15 protein-coding genes, 1 other RNA gene and 1 pseudogene are annotated in these 16,955 nt (G+C 61.0%); 14 read left to right on the top strand and 3 right to left on the bottom strand.

From position 1 onward, the window contains the following. Window positions 1-358 precede the first annotated feature (358 nt). The 3 genes from ABIE32_RS15035 (at window position 359) to rnpB (ending at window position 2,410) form a co-directional block, all read left to right on the top strand. Window positions 359-1,234, top strand: coding sequence for a hypothetical protein (locus ABIE32_RS15035; protein WP_429017375.1), 876 nt, complete (start codon window positions 359-361; stop codon window positions 1,232-1,234). Between the two features lie 80 nt (window positions 1,235-1,314). Beyond that, the gene (locus tag ABIE32_RS15030; protein ID WP_429017373.1) at window positions 1,315-2,022 is read left to right on the top strand and encodes a hypothetical protein; all 708 of its coding nucleotides are present in this window, start codon (window positions 1,315-1,317) and stop codon (window positions 2,020-2,022) included. A 48-nt stretch (window positions 2,023-2,070) separates the two neighbouring features. Further along, window positions 2,071-2,410, top strand: an RNA gene (gene rnpB / locus ABIE32_RS15025) — RNase P RNA component class A. A gap of 194 nt (window positions 2,411-2,604) precedes the next feature. Here rnpB and ABIE32_RS15020 read toward each other — a convergent pair. Further along, on the bottom strand, window positions 2,605-2,952 hold the full coding sequence (locus tag ABIE32_RS15020) for a zinc ribbon domain-containing protein YjdM (protein WP_224151252.1): 348 nt from the start codon (window positions 2,950-2,952) through the stop codon (window positions 2,605-2,607). A gap of 107 nt (window positions 2,953-3,059) precedes the next feature. Further along, window positions 3,060-3,827 (bottom strand): RNA pseudouridine synthase, encoded by a 768-nt coding sequence (locus tag ABIE32_RS15015; RefSeq protein WP_429017371.1) that lies wholly within the window; start codon window positions 3,825-3,827, stop codon window positions 3,060-3,062. 238 nt (window positions 3,828-4,065) lie between these two features. Between ABIE32_RS15015 and ABIE32_RS15010 the strand changes: the two genes are divergently transcribed. After that, on the top strand, window positions 4,066-4,308 hold the full coding sequence (locus ABIE32_RS15010; protein ID WP_429017370.1) for a DUF6139 family protein: 243 nt from the start codon (window positions 4,066-4,068) through the stop codon (window positions 4,306-4,308). A 40-nt stretch (window positions 4,309-4,348) separates the two neighbouring features. Continuing rightward, window positions 4,349-4,972 (top strand): CDP-diacylglycerol--serine O-phosphatidyltransferase, encoded by a 624-nt coding sequence (gene pssA, locus ABIE32_RS15005; RefSeq protein WP_224151255.1) that lies wholly within the window; start codon window positions 4,349-4,351, stop codon window positions 4,970-4,972. 135 nt (window positions 4,973-5,107) lie between these two features. Here the strand turns inward: pssA and ABIE32_RS15000 are convergent, their stop codons facing one another. Next, the gene (locus tag ABIE32_RS15000) at window positions 5,108-6,796 is read right to left on the bottom strand and encodes an MBL fold metallo-hydrolase (RefSeq protein ID WP_429017368.1); all 1,689 of its coding nucleotides are present in this window, start codon (window positions 6,794-6,796) and stop codon (window positions 5,108-5,110) included. A 99-nt stretch (window positions 6,797-6,895) separates the two neighbouring features. Here ABIE32_RS15000 and dapF point away from each other — a divergent pair, with 99 nt between their 5' ends. The 9 genes and pseudogenes from dapF (at window position 6,896) to mraZ (ending at window position 16,954) form a co-directional block, all read left to right on the top strand. Then, window positions 6,896-7,768, top strand: coding sequence for a diaminopimelate epimerase (gene dapF / locus ABIE32_RS14995; RefSeq protein WP_429017366.1), 873 nt, complete (start codon window positions 6,896-6,898; stop codon window positions 7,766-7,768). Between the two features lie 87 nt (window positions 7,769-7,855). Further along, a complete protein-coding gene (locus ABIE32_RS14990) occupies window positions 7,856-8,545 on the top strand; it encodes a DUF484 family protein (RefSeq protein WP_224151258.1) in 690 nt (229 codons plus the stop codon). An 8-nt stretch (window positions 8,546-8,553) separates the two neighbouring features. Further along, window positions 8,554-9,522 (top strand): tyrosine recombinase XerC, encoded by a 969-nt coding sequence (locus ABIE32_RS14985; protein WP_429017364.1) that lies wholly within the window; start codon window positions 8,554-8,556, stop codon window positions 9,520-9,522. 384 nt (window positions 9,523-9,906) lie between these two features. Beyond that, a complete protein-coding gene (locus tag ABIE32_RS14980) occupies window positions 9,907-11,019 on the top strand; it encodes a CobW family GTP-binding protein (RefSeq protein WP_224151260.1) in 1,113 nt (370 codons plus the stop codon). Window positions 11,020-11,442: 423 nt separating this feature from the next. Further along, window positions 11,443-11,928: pseudogene (gene dksA / locus ABIE32_RS14975) on the top strand (RNA polymerase-binding protein DksA); the annotation flags it as partial. A 44-nt stretch (window positions 11,929-11,972) separates the two neighbouring features. Beyond that, entirely contained in the window at window positions 11,973-13,631 is a 1,659-nt protein-coding gene (locus ABIE32_RS14970; RefSeq protein ID WP_429017362.1) for a hypothetical protein, read from the top strand. A 208-nt stretch (window positions 13,632-13,839) separates the two neighbouring features. Beyond that, window positions 13,840-14,385, top strand: coding sequence for an ATP-dependent protease subunit HslV (hslV, locus tag ABIE32_RS14965; protein ID WP_224151263.1), 546 nt, complete (start codon window positions 13,840-13,842; stop codon window positions 14,383-14,385). 141 nt (window positions 14,386-14,526) lie between these two features. Continuing rightward, window positions 14,527-15,843, top strand: a complete 1,317-nt coding sequence (gene hslU, locus ABIE32_RS14960) for an ATP-dependent protease ATPase subunit HslU (protein WP_377779357.1) — start codon at window positions 14,527-14,529, stop codon at window positions 15,841-15,843. Between the two features lie 685 nt (window positions 15,844-16,528). Next, complete coding sequence (gene mraZ / locus ABIE32_RS14955; RefSeq protein ID WP_224151265.1) at window positions 16,529-16,954, top strand: division/cell wall cluster transcriptional repressor MraZ; 426 nt, start codon at window positions 16,529-16,531, stop codon at window positions 16,952-16,954. Window position 16,955 lies beyond the last annotated feature (1 nt).

The following is a 16,955-nucleotide window of genomic DNA, read 5'->3' as shown; positions in this document are numbered from 1 at the left end:
ACCGAGCTGGGCACGCCCCAAACGGTGGCCGTGGCATAACTACGTCTGGGGTTTGGGGAGACTCAGTCCCAAACCGATTTATGCAACAAGGCCCCTGTGCTCAATAAAAATAGGGATGGTGTCTCGCAAGACAACGAGCGAGCTTGCAGCACTGCCGAAAGCGAGCGGTAGCCGGATGCAGCGAAGGCGGCGGCTGAAAAACGTCGAAGACACCGATGTAATTGTGAAATTTCGAGCCCCTGTTACAAATTAATCTGCCTTCCCTGTCCAAATGGATGGGGTTTAAAAATTCAATATTTTTTACATTTATTGAAATTTTTATACAGATGCAACGTCTTGTTTGCGTCGAGAAAGAGGCATGTTGAAAAACAAACCAAGGAGACGAGGACGCGATGTCCTCAAGCCAGGCATCGCCATCACGGCCGCCGGGTTGGCGCTTGCGGCACAGGCAGCTGGCATTCAATTGCCCGCCGGTACCAGCATCACCACCGGTGCAGGCACTTCCATCCAGCTGGGGTGCGGCGATCTGAATGTTGGCGGCACCTACACCCAGCAAGGCGATGCGGCACTGGGCGGGTTGGGGCAGCTTGGTCTGCAGCAAGGCGGGGTATTCACCGCGGGTGCGGGCGCCGTGGCCTTGTCAGGCTCTCTGGATGTGGCTGCGGGCACCTTCAATGCGGGGGCCAGTACAGTGACCATGGGGCCGGGCAATTCCGGCTGTGGCATTGCACAGGGCCAGATCAAAGGGTCTCCCAGCTTTTACAAGTGGAAAGTCATCGGCTCCGTTGCACCGGACGCGCCCAGCTACACCGTTGTCATGCCCGTGGCGCAGACCACCACGGTCACGGCCCTGCTGGAACTCAGTGGTGTCAATCTCGTCTCGGGAAGCGCGGCCAACCCCTCCATGCAAGCCAAGGCCACGCCAGAGCCCGCACGCGCTCCGGTCGGTACGCAGGCGTGGCTGAAATACACCGGCGCTGCACCACCCAGTATCAGCAATGTAGGTGTCAACGGTGTGCAGTCACTGGACACCTGGCTGGCGGAAGACCAGACCAACAAGATCGCGGGCGGCATTGCCTACAACTGGTTTGCGCGCGCCTTGGTGTCTGATCCCGAGCCGGGTGGCGTGGCCCAGCCGGCACCCGTTCCCGCGCTGGGTCTGGGCGGCCTGCTGGCGCTCGGCGCACTGGTAGGAGCTGCGGCAGTCGCGAGCCGGCGCCGCTCCAGGCACTGATCCACCGAAAGTCTTTCTTTCCTGGCCTGCGTTTCCATTCGCATGGCAGGCACCCACCCAAGAATATTCAAGGACACAACATGACATCCAACCGGTTTTCCCTGCAGGCGCTGAGCATGGCCTGCGCGGCCCTGTTCAGCCTGGGCAATGCAAATGCTGCCAACGACATCATTGTGGATGGCGGTGAAGGTGGCGCCGTCATCATCAAGAACAATGGCCAGGCCACGGCAAGCTTCGCCAGCGGCGGCATGACCGTTCCCAGTGTGGCCTCCAGTGAAACGAAGAAGTACGTGTGCGCCACCCCGGACGGCACCTTGGAGAGCTGTGCCGGTGGCACAGGGCCGCAGGGGCCTGCTGGTGAAGCGGGTTCCGCCGGCGCGGTAGGCCCGGTGGGGCCAGCCGGCCCTCAAGGCCTGGAGGGCCCCCAAGGCCCGCAAGGTGCTCCAGGGCCGCAAGGCATTCAGGGGCTCAAGGGCGATACCGGCACTGCGGATGCCTCGGTGGTTTTTATTACCTACAAGAGCGGCAGGATTGTTCAGGGCCGGGGTGATATCAAGATCACTTGCCCGGTGGGACATATTGCGCTGAACGGCTGGGCCACGTACACCAAAGACGGTGGCATTTCGGCCAATGCCCGTACTGAATCAAGCTTTCTGGAGACAACAGACCAGAGCAGCAAGATGCAGACTTGGTACATCATCTCCCAGCGGGATGGTCTTTTTGGCTACTTCTATAACGCCTACGCAGTTTGCATGAAGGTTGACTTGCAGGCCGCCGTGTCGCAATAACGAACAAGTAGCTGGAGCAGCGTCCGCGCGTGGGATAATGCACACCGTGAAGCCTGCCAGACCGCCGCTGGTGCAAGTGCCGAAAGGCCGCACTGGAGGAACGTCCGGACTGCACAGGACAGCGTAGCAGCTAACGGCTGCCCACCGTGAGGTGAGGATCAGAGCAACAGAGACGAGTCCGGGGGGCGTACCGCAAGGTAAACCACCCGGGGTGAAACGGGCAATCTCTACGCGCAGCAATACCAAGTAGGCCAGCGTTGATGTGGTTCCGCAGAGTTGGCGGGTAGGTAGCGTCGAGCCGTGGTGGCGACACCCGGCCCAGAGTAATGGCGGTCACGCCCGGGGCAACCCGGGTGCACAGAATCCGGCTTATCGGCAGACTTCACACTTCTTGCAAAGGAAAGCGGCCCTGGTGGTTACCGGGGCCGCTTTTCTTTTTTCAGATAAAAATAGCAGCTGGCACTGGTTGGAGGTGCACAGCATGCGCCTGAATTCATGGGCATCGATGCCCGCAGACCTCGGTCAGCACAAGAAGATCAGACGGGGGCTATCACTCGGAATGCAGCGCCTGCCCAATGCCGCTCACGCCTTTTTGACATAGGCCGATTTGAGCTGCATGTTGCCGATGCCATCGATGCGGCAGTCGATATCGTGGTCGCCATCCACCAGTTTGATGTTGCGCACCTTGGTGCCGACCTTCACCACCAGCGACGATCCCTTGAGCTTGAGGTCCTTGATGACGGTGACGCTGTCGCCGTCCTGCAGCACATTGCCCACCGCATCCTTGATGACAGCCCTGGCTTCTTCTTCAGGCTCCGGGCTGGCAGCTGCCGGCCATTCATGGGCACATTCTGGGCAGATCAGCAAGGGGCCGTCGGCATAGACGAATTCGGACTGGCACTGGGGGCAGGGTGGAAGAACAGAAGACATGAATAGATATATTTATTAAAGATTCAAGCAATTTTAAGAATTTGTTCAAATTCTCTGCGCGGAATTGCTTGGCAATTGAATTGGCAACTTGAAGGTACGGAGGTGCGCTAAAACCGCTCATACCCCTGCAGATACCGCCACTGCCCCTCCGGCAGCTTGCCCAGGGAGATCCGTCCCAGGCGCAGGCGCTTGAGGGCTACCAGCTCCAGACCCAGTGCGGTGCAGACGGGTGCAACCCATTCGGGCGCCACGCGCTTCAGGGCAAAGCGCAGATGGGTTTCGTTTTGCCAGCTGGCCTTGATGGGGGGAAGCCGGTCTCCTTCCACATACAGGCCCTTGGCCAGCAGTGCGAGGCCGTCTTCCACCATCTGGCCGCGCACCTCGGCAAGGCATTCCTGCTCCACCAGGTCGGCATCTTCCGTCAGGCGGCGAATGATGCGCGGATCCTGGCTGTACACCACGAGGCCGCTGGCAGCCCGTGGCAGCGGCAGCAGAAACTGCTGGTGGCGAAAGTGGCGCGGCAGCGGGTGCACGGGTTGCGGCGTATCCACATCTGCCAGATTGCCGGGGGTGAGCAGGCTCGCGGCGCTGGGCATATCGCGCCCGGGTTGCGGCAGGTGCAGGCTATACCCTGCCGGTTTGTGCAGCAGCAGCGTGACCGGCTGGATGGGCTTGAGGTTGGCGCCGGGCTGCAGTGCCACCGCTTGTTCCGGCCGCACGCGGGCGCCTGGCGTGTCCTGCACCTGGCCATCCACGGTGACAAAACCCGCGTCGATGTAGTGCTCGGCCTCGGCGCGCGAGCAGCCGATCTCGTTGGCCAGGCGTTTGGACAGGCGGATGGAGTGCGGATCGGGGTCCTGGTCGTGGAGGGGCATGGTGCAGCAGTGTGCAAGACGGCGTGTGAAGCCGTTTGCTATATAAAAAGGAGCTATCTGCGCTTGATGGATAAGCGCAACCGCTTATTTTAAAGGCTATGCAATGTGGAAGGCGCAGGCTCGGGCATTGGCGGGTGCTGCATGCTGGCCGTGTGGGGTCTTTTCCTACGAGCTGTGTCTTCGCATGGCTTTAGATTCAAAACTGAAGTTCAACCCTAGCAAGGAAATGTTTATGCGCATGGATGTTTTTCGCCGCAGCGAAGCCGATGGCAAGTTCTCTCATCTCGCCGTGCCGCATGGCCGCGTGCTGCCTGGCGAAGTCACCAACTACGACTGGCACGACGAAGCCCGTGATGTGGAGCTCGATGAGTCGGCTGCCAGCTGGCCGCAGTACGGCATTGAGGAGCCGGGCCGCCAGCTCAAGGAAAAGGGCTATGCAATCACGGCGGTGGCTGAAATGACCGACGGCGACGAAGCCTGATTGCGGCCGCAGCGCACCGCAGTGCTTTCATAATGCAGTGATGACGAGTCCTGTAAAACGTTTTTCGATGATCCGCGAGTTCCATCTGGCGGACTGGTTCACCCTGGGCAATGCAGTCTGTGGCGTGGGCGCGCTGTTTTCCGCCATGAGCTATCTGGAGACCGGCGACCGGCGCCACATCTACTTTGCTGCGGCACTGGTGCTGGCGGCGCTGATCTTTGACGTGCTGGATGGGCGCATCGCCCGCTGGCGTCAGAAGTCATCGGCGATGGGGCGCGAGCTCGATTCGCTGGCCGATGTGATTTCATTCGGCGTGGCGCCAGCCATCATTGCCTATGCCTGCGGCATGCAGGGCCTGTGGGACCGCGTGGTGCTGGGCTTTTTTGTGGCCTGCGGGGTCTCGCGCCTTGCGCGCTACAACGTGACGGCCGAGGAACTGGCTGAGGGGCCGTCCGGCAAGGTGAAGTATTTCGAGGGCACGCCCATCCCGACCTCGATCGTGCTGGTGGCCATGCTGGCAGTGGCTGCCGCCATGAGCGCCGTGCGCGCCGATCTGTGGCTGGGCGCAGTCAAGATTGCGGGCTTTACCCTGCACCCGCTGGTGCTGTTGTTTGCGCTCTCGGGCTCGCTGATGATCAGCCGGATCAGGATTCCCAAGCTGTAGCCTCTGCGGGTGCCGCTCTTGCGGCACGTCAAAAAAGAGAGCTGCTTGCGCTTATCGGTATTGGGTTTTAGGTATGAAAAATATCGAAACCGAATACAGAAAAGTGCTCGCCGCTATGCTTTTAAGCGCTGGTGTTTACAGCCCGCGAAGATGCTCCACATGTGCCAGCAGGGAACGCTTGGCCACCGGCCACAGCGCCTGTGGCGTATCGGCATAGGCAAGGGCCACCCAGTCTTCCGGGGTGCCGTCGGGGCTGTGCGCCATGGCGGCCTTCACCTTGGCTTCGCGTGCCATGCGGTGCGCGTGCAGTTTTTCTATCACCCGCAGCGGATGCGCGAGCGCATAGCCATGGGCGGGCAGGATGAAACCTACATCGCCCGCCTGGCAGGCATCTGCCAGCTTTTTCAGCGACGCGAGGTACAGGCGCATGTTGCCATCGGGCGGATCAACCACGGTGGTGCTGCCGTTGAGGATGTGATCGCCGCTCAGCAGCAGGCCGTCTTCTTCCAGCACCAGGCACATATGGTTGGCCGCATGGCCGGGGGTGTGGACGGCGCGCAGGGTATGGCTATGGGCGGCGCCATCCGGGTGGCTCAGCACCAGTGTGGCTCCGTCGGGCAGCTCCTGGTCTGGTGTGAACTGGCTGCCCGCGCGTGCCGTGGGGGCCGACGGCAGCCCCCAGATCACAGGGGTGGCAAAACCCGCGTGGGTCACCAGCGCCTGCAGCGGGGCAGCGCCGGGAGAATGGTCTGGGTGTGAATGGGTGCAGACGATGGCGCGAATGTCGCCGCCCGTGGCCGCCATGATGCGCGCCAGATGCGGGTCACCATGCGCCTGGGGTTTGGGGCCGGGATCAACGACGATATAGCCCGTAGCCGCCTCACCGATGAGGTAGGTATTGGTGCCAGGGCCGGTCATGGTGCCGCCGTTGTCGGCGGTGAGGCGCATCACATTCTTCAAAAGCGGCACGGGCTGCTCGCTTTGCCAGTCCACGGCATGGTGCAACTGGCCATCCGGGCAGACCAGGGCCAGCTCACCGTATACGGTCTGGTGCTCCATGAAGCGCTGCACCTTGCCATTCACCAGGCCTCCGCGCGGCAGGGTCTCCCACAGCATCTGCCCGGGCGGCAAGGCTTGCAGCACATCCAGCAGCGCCTGTACTGTGGGGTATCGGGTCAGATGCTCCAGTGTGGTCTGCGTGGGGAACATCAAGGTCATCTCGCCCCGCGCAGCGCGTTGCAGGGCATCTGCCGGGTGGCACCACAGCGGCTCGAACTGCTCGGCGTCGTCAGTAACCGGCGTCTGGCCCTCGGGCATGCGGGCAACGAGAAAGGGGACGTCAAATCGGATGGGGATCTCCAGCGCGGCCGTCCAGCGCGCCAGCGGCCACAGCGCATCCGTCGCCAGGGTCAGCCCCAGCCGGGCGCATTGCGGCAAGAGCGGTTGGGTGCGGTCAATCTGCGCCACTTCGGCCTGTGTGGCCCAGCGGCCGCTGGCATGGCGCGCCAGCAGCACGCCCATTTCTTCCAGGCTTTCGCGAATGGCGGCCTGGGCGTAGGTGAGTGCATCGGCCGTCTGCGTGGGACGGCGGGCCAACTGGTCGTGGTGCTGCCGGTCTTCGGCGTCCAGCGAGCCGCCGGGAAAGACATAGTGGTTGGCCGCAAAGCGGGCTTTGTCGGATCGGCGCGACATCAGCACTTCCAGCCGGGTGGTGCCTGGCGCGCCTTGCGGGTCTGGCGCATCGCGCAAAAACAGGACGGTCGAGGCGGTACGCGCAGGCACGGGCTCGCGCTGCGCGTGGAGAAGCTGGCTGGTGCGGGTCATGGGGGCATTATCAAACCTGGCTGCGGCCCCAGGTGTCACACGCATTGCGCAAAAGCGCCGCTTCGGTACCGAAGTGCGCCAGACAGCGATAATGGCTGCATGGAAATCCGCTTCACCAAGATGCAAGGCGCCGGCAACGACTTTGTCGTGCTGGACGAGACTGCGGGCCCGCTGGGCCTGCGCGCTGACCAGTACCGTTTTCTGGCTGATCGCCACTTCGGCGTGGGGGCGGACCAGATTCTGACCGTGCGCCCCGCGCCCGCACCGGAAGTTGATTTTGAATACATCATCCACAACGCCGATGGGGGCGAAGTGGAGCAGTGCGGCAACGGCGCGCGCTGTTTTGCCCGTTTTGTGTATGACAAGGGGCTGACCGGCAAGAAAGCCATTCGTGTACAGACAAAAAAGGGCGTGATTGCCCCCGAACTGATGCCCGATGGACGCGTCACCGTCAACATGGGGCGGCCGCGCCTCGATCCTGCCGACGTGCCTTTCGATACCAGCGGCCTGACGCCAGTGGTGCAGCACCATGCAAAGAAATGGCCTGTGGCGCTGGATGATCAAGCGCAGGATGCTACAGTTTTTGTAGTTCCCGTGTCCATGGGCAATCCCCATGGCGTACTGCTGGTGGATGATGTTGACACGGCACCTGTGCAGGCATGGGGACCGCTGCTGGAGTCGCATCCACGTTTTCCGCAGAGGGTGAACGTAGGGTTCTTGCAAGTGCAGGATGCGCAGCATGTGCGCTTGCGCGTATACGAGCGCGGCGTGGGCGAGACCCTGGCATGCGGCACTGGCGCCTGCGCGGCGGTGGTGGCAGGTATCGAGCAAGGTCTGCTGCAGAGCCCGGTTGATGTACAGACCCGTGGCGGCTTGCTGACGATTGCCTGGAGCGGTGATGCCAGCGACCCGGTCATGATGACCGGTCCGGCGACGACGGTATTTGAAGGGCGCATCACCATTCCGGACTGAACGGTCTGGGTTGCGCCCGCAAGCAATTGACGGTGTGGTGGCGCCTGCAGCCACTGCGAACACGTTCCACGAGAGACGAGAGACACCATGACGACCGACAACCAGGTTCCCCCGATCACCGAAGAAGACATTGCGGAATTTCTGATCCAGACGCCTGATTTCTTTGAACGCCAGGCCCAGGTACTGGCGGGCGTGCAGATCATCAGCCCCTATGGCAACCGCACCGTCAGCCTGCAGGAGCGCCAGGCCGAAATGTTGCGCGACAAGATCAAGGGCCTGGAGCACCGCATCATGGACATGATGCGCAATGGCAGTCAGAACCACCACACCATCGATCGCATCCACCACTGGAGCTGCGATGTGGTCAAGACCCGGAACCCGGTGCAGCTGCCCGAGGCCATTGCTGATGGCCTGGCGCGCCATTTTGATGTGCCCCAAGTAGCCATCCGGTTGTGGGACGTGGCCGAGACCTATCTGAACGAAGCTTTTGCCCAGGGCATCAGTGCCGATGCGCGCAGCTTTGCGGGTTCGCTCTCCACCCCGTACTGCGGCCCCAATGTGGGTGTGGAGCCCGCCGGCTGGCTGCCGGACAGTGCCCAGGCGCAATCGGTGGTGCTGCTGCCCTTGCGCGACGGTGCCATCAATGGTGACGCGCCAGCCTGGGGGTTGCTGGTGCTGGGCTCGCCTGACCCGATGCGCTTCGACGCGGACATGAGCACCGATCTGCTCGAACGCATCGGCGAGATTGCAGCCAGCGTGCTGTCGCGCCTGCGCTGAAGGATTGCATGGCTTCCGGTCGCAGAGAGTCAGAGCAGGCGCAGCAGACGCTGGCGCCCGAGATGCTGCGCTATCTGGAGCATGTTCGCGTGCAAAAGCGCCTGGCTGCGCGCACGCAGACCCTGTATCTGCTCGATCTGCAGCGCCTGCAGGCCATGGCGGCAGATGCTGCAACGCCTGCGCTGCAGCTCACCTCCGGCCATATTCGCCGCTTTGTCGCGCAGATGCATTCGGCAGGCCGCAGCGGGCGCGGCATCGCGCTGATCCTCTCCGGCTGGCGCGGTTTTTACACCTGGGCCGGGCGCGAGGGCCTGATCGCCCACAACCCTGTTCAGGATGTGCGCGCTCCCAGGTCACCCAAGCCGCTGCCCAAGGCGCTGTCGGTGGACGATGCGGTGCGCTTTGCCGAAAGCGCCAATGCCCAGGGCGACCCGTGGGTGCAGGCACGCGATACTGCCATGGTGGAGTTGATGTACGGCAGCGGCCTGCGCGTGGGCGAGCTGGTCGGGCTGGATGTGGTTGCCAGCGACCATGCGCGCGGCTGGGTGGACCTGCAGGCAGCGGAAGCCCATGTGCTGGGCAAAGGCAGCAAGCGCCGCACCGTGCCCGTCGGCAAGGAGGCGCTGGCCGCCTTGCATGCATGGCTGCAACTGCGCACCGAGGGGATGCCGGCGGCCGGGCAGTGCGATCCGGCCCTCTTCATTGGAGTGCGTGGCGCACGCCTGTCGTCAGCCAGTGTCTGGCAGCGCCTGCGCGAGCGCAGTGTGGCTGCAGGCATGACGACGCCGGTGCATCCGCACATGCTGCGCCATTCCTTTGCCAGCCATGTGCTGCAGTCCAGCCAGGATCTGCGTGCCGTGCAGGAGTTGCTGGGCCATGCCAGCATCACCACCACGCAGGTCTACACTCGGCTGGACTTCCAGCATCTGGCGCAGGTCTACGACCAGGCACATCCTCGGGCGCGCAAGAAGGGCTGAATTTCAGAATGGCCGGGGCCGCGAGTCTCCCAAAAGGGTGGGGCCTCCATGGCCAATGAACTGGTAGTTCCTGTGAAATAGTGGCTCACGCCTGATCAGCAAAAGCGAAGGCAGGCTCTGATGGCCGGTTTTGCTATCTATTGAATAGCAAATTCCGTTATGTCCGCAAGTGCTGGAGGCTAGAAACAGTCCAAATCCCCCCATCGGGCAAACCATGCCACAATAGCCCGCTTTCTCTTCCTCCCACCTTGATATGGTGCGGAATGGTGCTATATAGATGTGTTTGGAGCGACGGCTCAATCGGTCGGTCCGCAACCGCCCCGTCCTGGATGGCGAGCAGACGCAGCCACAACCGCCGCCCCGCGTGTAACTTTCGGGTGTTTTATGTCTCTCATTCCAGTCACCATCCTCACGGGCTTTCTTGGCTCGGGCAAAACCACGCTGCTCAAGCGCGTGCTGCATGAATCGCACGGCATGAAGATTGCCGTGATCGAGAACGAGTTCGGCGAAGAGAATATCGACACCGATATCCTCAAGACGGAATCCAAGGAGCAGATTCTGCAGATGAGCAATGGTTGCATCTGCTGCACTATCCGTGAAGACCTGCGCGAAGCCCTGCAATTGCTGGCTGCCAAGCGCCGCAAGGGCCTTTTGGACTTTGACCGCATCGTGATCGAGACCACGGGCCTTGCAGATCCCGGCCCTGTGGCGCAGACCTTCTTCATGGATGAAGAGATCGCGGAAACCTGCCTGATCGACTCCATCATCACGCTGGTGGATGCCAAGCATGCAAACCAGCAGCTGGATACGCGCCAGGAGGCACGCCGCCAGGTGGGCTTTGCCGATCAGATTTTCCTGTCCAAGACCGACCTGGTGACGGAAGCCGAGAAAGACGCGCTCATTCACCGCCTCAAGCACATGAACCCGCGTGCGCCCATTCGTGCAGTGCACTTTGGCGACGTGCCGCTCAAGGAGGTGTTCGACCTGTTCGGCTTCAACCTGAATGCGAAACTGGACATCGATCCCGATTTCCTCAAGGAAGACGATCATGACCACAGCCATTGCGACCACGACCATGGCAAGTGCGATCACGACCATGATCACCATGCCCACGGCGAAGACTGCGGCCACGACCATACCCATGACCACGAACATGGTGAGCATTGCAACCATCCGCACCACCATCACCATGACGATGATGTGAAAAGCTTCGTCTACCGGACGGACAAGGTCTTCGATCCGGCAAAGCTGGAGGATTTTCTCGGTGCCATTGTGAACATTTATGGCCCCCGCATGCTGCGCTATAAAGGCGTCTTGGCAATGAAGGGCACCAATCGTAAAGTGATTTTCCAGGGCGTGCACCAGCTGATGGGCAGTGATCTGGGGCCGGAGTGGACTGCGGATGAGGCGCGCCAGAGCAGGATGGTGTTCATTGGCATCGATCTGCCGCAGGACATCTTCAAGCAAGGTCTGGATCAGTGTGTGGTGACGGCCTGAGTTCGTAAACGTCTGCGATCGGGCGTGCCTCAGGGCAAACCCGGCGTTGTACGAGGGCCGCAATCCCTTGTTGGCAGGCGTCAATGGCATATACAATCGCGGCCCTAAATGCAGCAAAGCGGAAGACACGGTATCCGCAGCTTGCAAGGGCGGGACTGGATCGGTGACATGGCTGCAGCCTGAAGAATACCGGCAGCCGTGGTGACGACAGAGAAGGAGGCTTGTGCATGCAAGGCCTGCGCCGCTGGAGTGCCGGTGGCGAGAACTTGTACAAAGCGAAGTCGTGGCCTTGCGGCGCGTCTTCAAAGCGGCCCGGTTTCCGGATCGGCCAGAGAGTAGGGCGCTGAACCTGTGTCATTTGGCGCCTTTTGTAACCCGGCGGACGTCCGCCGCATGGATGAACTGCACTAGCCAGTCAAGAGAACTATGCCAACCACAACGCAAACCACCCCTAAACGCGACACCAAGCTGGCCAATGCCTGGAAGTCGAAGCCGGCAGATGCGCTCACGGACGATGAAGTGCTGGCCATGCCCGAGAGCGAGTACATGAATGATGTGCAGCTCGTGTTCTTCCGCAACAAGCTGGTGGAGTTGAAGAAGGGCATCCACCTGAATGCGGATGCAACCACCGAGAACCTGCGCGAGGACACCGTGGTGGTGCCTGACCCCGCTGACCGTGCCACCATTGAAGAAGAGCACGCCCTGGTCTTGCGCACTCGCGATCGGGAGCGTAAGCTTCTCAAGAAGATTGACCAGTCGATCGCACGCATCGATTCTGGCGATTACGGCTATTGCGACGAAACTGGCGAGCCGATCGGCGTGGGCCGACTGTTGGCGCGCCCGACAGCCACACTGTCGCTGGAAGCACAGCAGCGCCGTGAGCTGAAACAAAAAATGTTTGGCGATTGAGGCTGGAGGGCCAACGCCGGACACACCAAAGAGAGGGAGTAGCCATGAGTGAGGCCAATAAGCCGCCCAAGGGTTTGTTGTCCAAGGTCGTGCGCTTTGTGACCAAACCGACCACCCAGTGGTCGGAGCTGGACAAGGCGCCCGAACCCGAGAATCCGGAAGAGCAGTACTCCAAGCAGGCGCTCAAAGAAATCATGGAGCGCAAGCGCCGTAACGATTTCGTGCGCAAGCTCGAGTTTGACCAGTTGCGCAAGATCCGGCGCGAGGCCAACAAATCCACCGCACCTGCTGCAGACAGCCTGGGGCCACGCAATTCCGCAGCCATGCTCGAAGCCGCCATGGCCGAAGGCGCAGCCGCCAAGGGTGCCAAGCTGACCCGGCCTGCCAATACGCTCGAAAAGATCAACGAAATCGAGCAGCAGATGTCCAAGCAGTGGTGGTCGGGTGACGGTACTCCTGCCGCCTCTGCTCCAGCCGGCATCTCCAGCCCGGCGCCTGCACCAGAGCCCGGCACTGCCCCTGTTCCTCCGGAATCCGTGGTATCTGCCCCCACGCCGCTTGCGCCGCAGGCGGAATCCGTGATGACCGCACCGCTGGCACCTGGCGTATTTGACGAGCAGGTGGAATCAGGCCGTTTCATCCACGATGTGGACCTGGAAGAGGCCGCAGTGCTGTATGCCAATGGTGACAGCGCTGGCGCGGAATCATCTCTGCTTGCCTTGGTGCAGCAGCGCAATGGCGATCTGATGGGCCAGTTGGTCGTGTGGCTCACCTTGTTTGACCTGTACCGCGCCACTGGCGACCAGACCAAGTTCGATTTCCACGCCATTGAATTTGCCAGCAAGTATGGCCGCTCGGCGCCGGTGTGGTTTTCCATGCCTGACGAACTGGGGGCCAAGGCACAGTCCGCCGATGCGGGTGATGCGGATGTGCGCCTGCTCAACTGGCAGGCACCGCCATCGCTCAGTGCAGCGGCGTTGTCGGGGCTGCAGGGCAATCTCAAGCGCTTTGCGCCGCCATGGACCCTGAACTGGTCCCGCGTGGGAGAGGTGCGCGACGAAGTGGTCACGCCACTGCTCACCTTGTTCCGTTTCTGGGCCGAGCAGCGTGAGGCCCGTGTGGTATTTGCCGGTACTGACAAGCTGCTGGCGGTGCTGGAACAGGAAACACTGGTGGGCGACAAGGCCGTGTTGGAAGACCGCTGGCTGCTGCGCATGGCCTTGCTGCGGCTCATGGGGCTGGAGCAGGATTTTGAAGCGGCGGCGCTGGACTACTGCGTCACCTATGAAGTCTCGCCGCCTTCCTGGGTGGCTCCGAAGCTGGAATTTGCGAGCGACAGCAGTCGCAGCAGCGCCAAACCGGTGGTGGATTCGCTGCTGATCTCCGAATTGCAGAACGACAGCAGAAAGCATGCGGCCACGGATGGCCCGCAGGCGGTGCTGGAAGGCGTCATTGAAGGCGATGCATCGCAGATGCTGGATGCGTTCACGCCGATGGTCGAGCCCGGCCAACCCTTCACCGTGCGTTGTGATCGTCTGATGCGCATCGATTTTGTTGCCGCTGGCTCGGTGTTGAACTGGGTGGCTGAGTGCCAGCAGAAAAATGCACTGGTGCGTTTTGGCAACCTGCACCGGCTCAATGCCGTGTTCTTTAACTTGATCGGCATCAACGAACATTCCATCGTCAACCAACGCGAAAATTAAAGAATTTCGCAAGAGTCGGTATAAAAAAGAGAGCTTGCTGCGCTCGTCCTTCTTGATATTCAGGCATGAAATAAGCTGAATTTCAGAGAGCACGTGCGCAGCAAGCTCTCTTTTTTCGTAGGGAATGCACTTTCTGCCGCCGGGCATGGCTGAAATTCAGCCCCGAGGGACTTGGAATGCAAGGTGAGGGCTCCATATACCGGAGACTATGGAACAGTATCACGGCACAACCATTCTCAGCGTGCGGCGCGAAACGCCGCAAGGCATCCAGGTCGCCATTGGCGGCGACGGCCAGGTCACTCTGGGCAATATCGTCGTCAAGGGCACGGCACGCAAGGTGCGCAAGCTCTACGGCGGCAAGGTTCTGGCAGGGTTTGCCGGCGCAACGGCCGATGCATTCACGCTGTTTGAACGCTTCGAGGCCAAGCTGGACAAGCACCAGGGTCAGTTGACCCGTGCAGCCATCGAGCTGACCAAGGATTGGCGCACCGACCGCGTGCTGCGCCGTCTGGAGGCCATGTTGGCGGTGGCCGACCATACCGCCTCTCTCATCATCACCGGCAACGGGGACGTGCTGGAGCCCGAGCAAGGCATCGTGGCCATTGGCTCGGGTGGAGCCTACGCACATTCTGCTGCCAAGGCCTTGCTGAACAATACCGACCTGTCTGCAGAAGACGTGGTGCGCAAGTCGCTCGGCATTGCGGGTGAACTGTGTATCTACACCAACATGCACCACACCATCGAGACGCTGTAACCCTCCCCCTTCATCAGGCGATTGCCTTCCCGGCCACTTTCTGCGCGCGGGATGGATGCGGGAAGCAGATGCAGATCAAATACTACTGAATTGATAGCTATCGGCGCTTTTCAGTGAAGCGCTAAACGGGATTTTTGCCATATGTCATCGATGACGCCTCAGGAAATCGTTTCCGAACTCGACAACCACATCGTCGGCCAGGCCAAGGCCAAGCGCGCCGTGGCCATTGCGCTGCGCAACCGCTGGCGCCGCCAGCAGGTGGCAGATGGGCTGCGCCAGGAGATCACGCCCAAGAACATTCTGATGATCGGCCCCACCGGCGTGGGCAAGACCGAGATTGCCCGCCGTCTGGCCAAGCTGGCCGATGCGCCGTTCATCAAGGTGGAGGCGACCAAGTTCACCGAGGTGGGCTATGTGGGCAAGGATGTGGATGCCATCATCCGCGATCTGGCCGAAGTGGCCATCAAGCAGACGCGCGCCACGGACATGAAGAAGGTGCGGGCCCGCGCCGAAGATGCGGCCGAAGAGCGGGTTCTGGATGTACTGCTGCCGCCGGCACGCACTGGCGAAGCGGCGCCTGATACAGGCACGCGCCAGGTGTTCCGCAAAAAGCTGCGCCAGGGCGAGCTGAACGACAAGGAAATCGAAATCGACCTGGCCGAGGCCAAGCAGCAGATCGAGATCATGGGCCCGCAGGGCATGGAAGAAATGGCCGAGCAACTGCGCGGCATGTTCAACCAGATGGGGCAGGAAAAGCGCAAGACCCGCAAGCTCAAGATCGGCGAGGCGTTGCAGCTGATTGCCGATGAAGAGGCGGCCAAGCTGGTCAACGAGGACGATGTGAAGACCCGGGCAATCGACAACCTGGAGCAGAACGGCATCGTTTTCATCGATGAAATCGACAAGGTTGCCGCGCGCCAGGAAAGCAGCGGCGCCGATGTATCGCGCCAGGGTGTGCAGCGCGACCTGCTGCCGCTGGTCGAAGGCACCACGGTTTCCACCAAGTACGGCATGGTCAAGACCGACCATATCCTGTTCATCGCTTCGGGAGCCTTCCATCTGGCCAAGCCCAGCGACCTGATTCCCGAGCTGCAGGGGCGTTTCCCGATCCGGGTGGAGCTGGATTCGCTGTCGGTGCAGGATTTTGAAGCCATCCTGACGCAGACCCACGCCTCGCTGGTCAAGCAGTACCAGGCGTTGCTGGCGACCGAAGGGGTGACGCTCGATTTTCGTCCCGATGGCATCACCCGTCTTGCCTACATCGCCTTCGATGTGAACGAGCGCACCGAAAACATCGGTGCCCGCCGTCTGGCCACAGTGATGGAGCGGCTGCTGGAGGAGATCAGCTTCGATGCCACCCGTTTGGGGGGGCAGACCATCACCATCGACGCTGCCTATGTGGACGGCAAGCTGGGCTCACTCAGCCAGAACGAAGACCTGTCGCGTTACATCCTATAAGAACGTGTTTAGGATCTCTACGCAGCCGCGTTGGAGTGCAATCGGGATGAGCTCGAAGCGATGGGCCGCAGCCTGCGCCGGGGTGCAAGCAAGGGCCAGCGTGCAGAAATCGCCCGATTTCACTCCAACCCAGAGGGGCAGTGGTTCTGCGGGCGCCCGGCTAGGGGCGGTCTGCGTCGTTGCAGCGCTCGCCAATGGCTGGCTATTGGCTGCGCACTGCGCCGCTAGGCGCGCCCCTCGCCAGGCGCCCCGCAAAGCGGCTGTCGCGCGCGAGGAGATCGTAAACACGTTCTAAGGTAGATCGGCCCCTCCATCAGCGTATGATGCACAGCGCGCTCGCCACATGTTGGCGGGCGCTTGCTTTTGTGCCATGCATCGTTTTGCAGGTTGTCATGCAGATTGTTTATTTGTAACTAAAAGAATCTGAAACGACGTCCATTTTCGCCGAAAAGTGCTCAGAGTCTGGATCTAGAGGCGATCCTAAGTGCTTATGAATTAACGGAAATTTTTTCAGCGTTTTGGCGATGATGCGGATATAAGTTATTGATTTATTTGTGTTTTCATTGCAAATGATTGTGTGAGGTTTTGGTGTGCTGGGTAAATCCTGATACAGTGGGGAAAAGTGCAATTTTGTGGGAGAAAGTGCACTTTCCAACCATCGGAACCCATCACCAAAGACCACACCGTGTTTCAGGGAGCCTCTTCACTCAGCCTCGATGCCAAGGGTCGGTTGTCCATACCGACCCGGCATCGCGACGCGCTGGTGCAGGCAGGTGGCTCGATCACCATCACGCGCCATCCGCATGGCTGTCTGATGGTGTTTCCCCGCGATGAGTGGGAGGTGTTCAGCTCCAAGATCGCCAAGCTGCCGCTGGATGCCCAGTGGTACAAGCGCATGTTTCTTGGCAATGCGATGGAAGTGGAAATGGATGCGACCGGCCGTGTGCTGGTGTCGCCTGAATTGCGCGCGGCTGTCGGCATCACCAAGGAAGCGATCCTGATGGGTATGGGCAGCCATTTCGAACTATGGGACAAGGCTACCTACGAAGCGAAGGAAGCCGAAGCCCTGGAAAAGATGACGCCCGAGGCGTTGAAAGACTTTGCATTCTGAG

This window comes from Comamonas sp. 4034, from assembly GCF_050434545.1.
Classification (GTDB): Bacteria; Pseudomonadota; Gammaproteobacteria; order Burkholderiales; family Burkholderiaceae_C; genus Comamonas; species Comamonas odontotermitis.
This window is presented reverse-complemented; position numbering and strand designations above follow the sequence as displayed.

What these genes read in the sequence shown, in the direction of transcription:
- ABIE32_RS15035 (WP_429017375.1), top strand. Translation starts at nt 359, where the DNA reads ATGTTGAAAAACAAACCAAGGAGACGAGGACGCGATGTCCTCAAGCCA.
- ABIE32_RS15030 (WP_429017373.1), top strand. Translation starts at nt 1,315, where the DNA reads ATGACATCCAACCGGTTTTCCCTGCAGGCGCTGAGCATGGCCTGCGCG.
- ABIE32_RS15020 (WP_224151252.1), bottom strand. Translation starts at nt 2,952, where the DNA reads ATGTCTTCTGTTCTTCCACCCTGCCCCCAGTGCCAGTCCGAATTCGTC.
- ABIE32_RS15015 (WP_429017371.1), bottom strand. Translation starts at nt 3,827, where the DNA reads ATGCCCCTCCACGACCAGGACCCCGATCCGCACTCCATCCGCCTGTCC.
- ABIE32_RS15010 (WP_429017370.1), top strand. Translation starts at nt 4,066, where the DNA reads ATGGATGTTTTTCGCCGCAGCGAAGCCGATGGCAAGTTCTCTCATCTC.
- pssA (WP_224151255.1), top strand. Translation starts at nt 4,349, where the DNA reads ATGACGAGTCCTGTAAAACGTTTTTCGATGATCCGCGAGTTCCATCTG.
- ABIE32_RS15000 (WP_429017368.1), bottom strand. Translation starts at nt 6,796, where the DNA reads ATGACCCGCACCAGCCAGCTTCTCCACGCGCAGCGCGAGCCCGTGCCT.
- dapF (WP_429017366.1), top strand. Translation starts at nt 6,896, where the DNA reads ATGGAAATCCGCTTCACCAAGATGCAAGGCGCCGGCAACGACTTTGTC.
- ABIE32_RS14990 (WP_224151258.1), top strand. Translation starts at nt 7,856, where the DNA reads ATGACGACCGACAACCAGGTTCCCCCGATCACCGAAGAAGACATTGCG.
- ABIE32_RS14985 (WP_429017364.1), top strand. Translation starts at nt 8,554, where the DNA reads ATGGCTTCCGGTCGCAGAGAGTCAGAGCAGGCGCAGCAGACGCTGGCG.
- ABIE32_RS14980 (WP_224151260.1), top strand. Translation starts at nt 9,907, where the DNA reads ATGTCTCTCATTCCAGTCACCATCCTCACGGGCTTTCTTGGCTCGGGC.
- ABIE32_RS14970 (WP_429017362.1), top strand. Translation starts at nt 11,973, where the DNA reads ATGAGTGAGGCCAATAAGCCGCCCAAGGGTTTGTTGTCCAAGGTCGTG.
- hslV (WP_224151263.1), top strand. Translation starts at nt 13,840, where the DNA reads ATGGAACAGTATCACGGCACAACCATTCTCAGCGTGCGGCGCGAAACG.
- hslU (WP_377779357.1), top strand. Translation starts at nt 14,527, where the DNA reads ATGTCATCGATGACGCCTCAGGAAATCGTTTCCGAACTCGACAACCAC.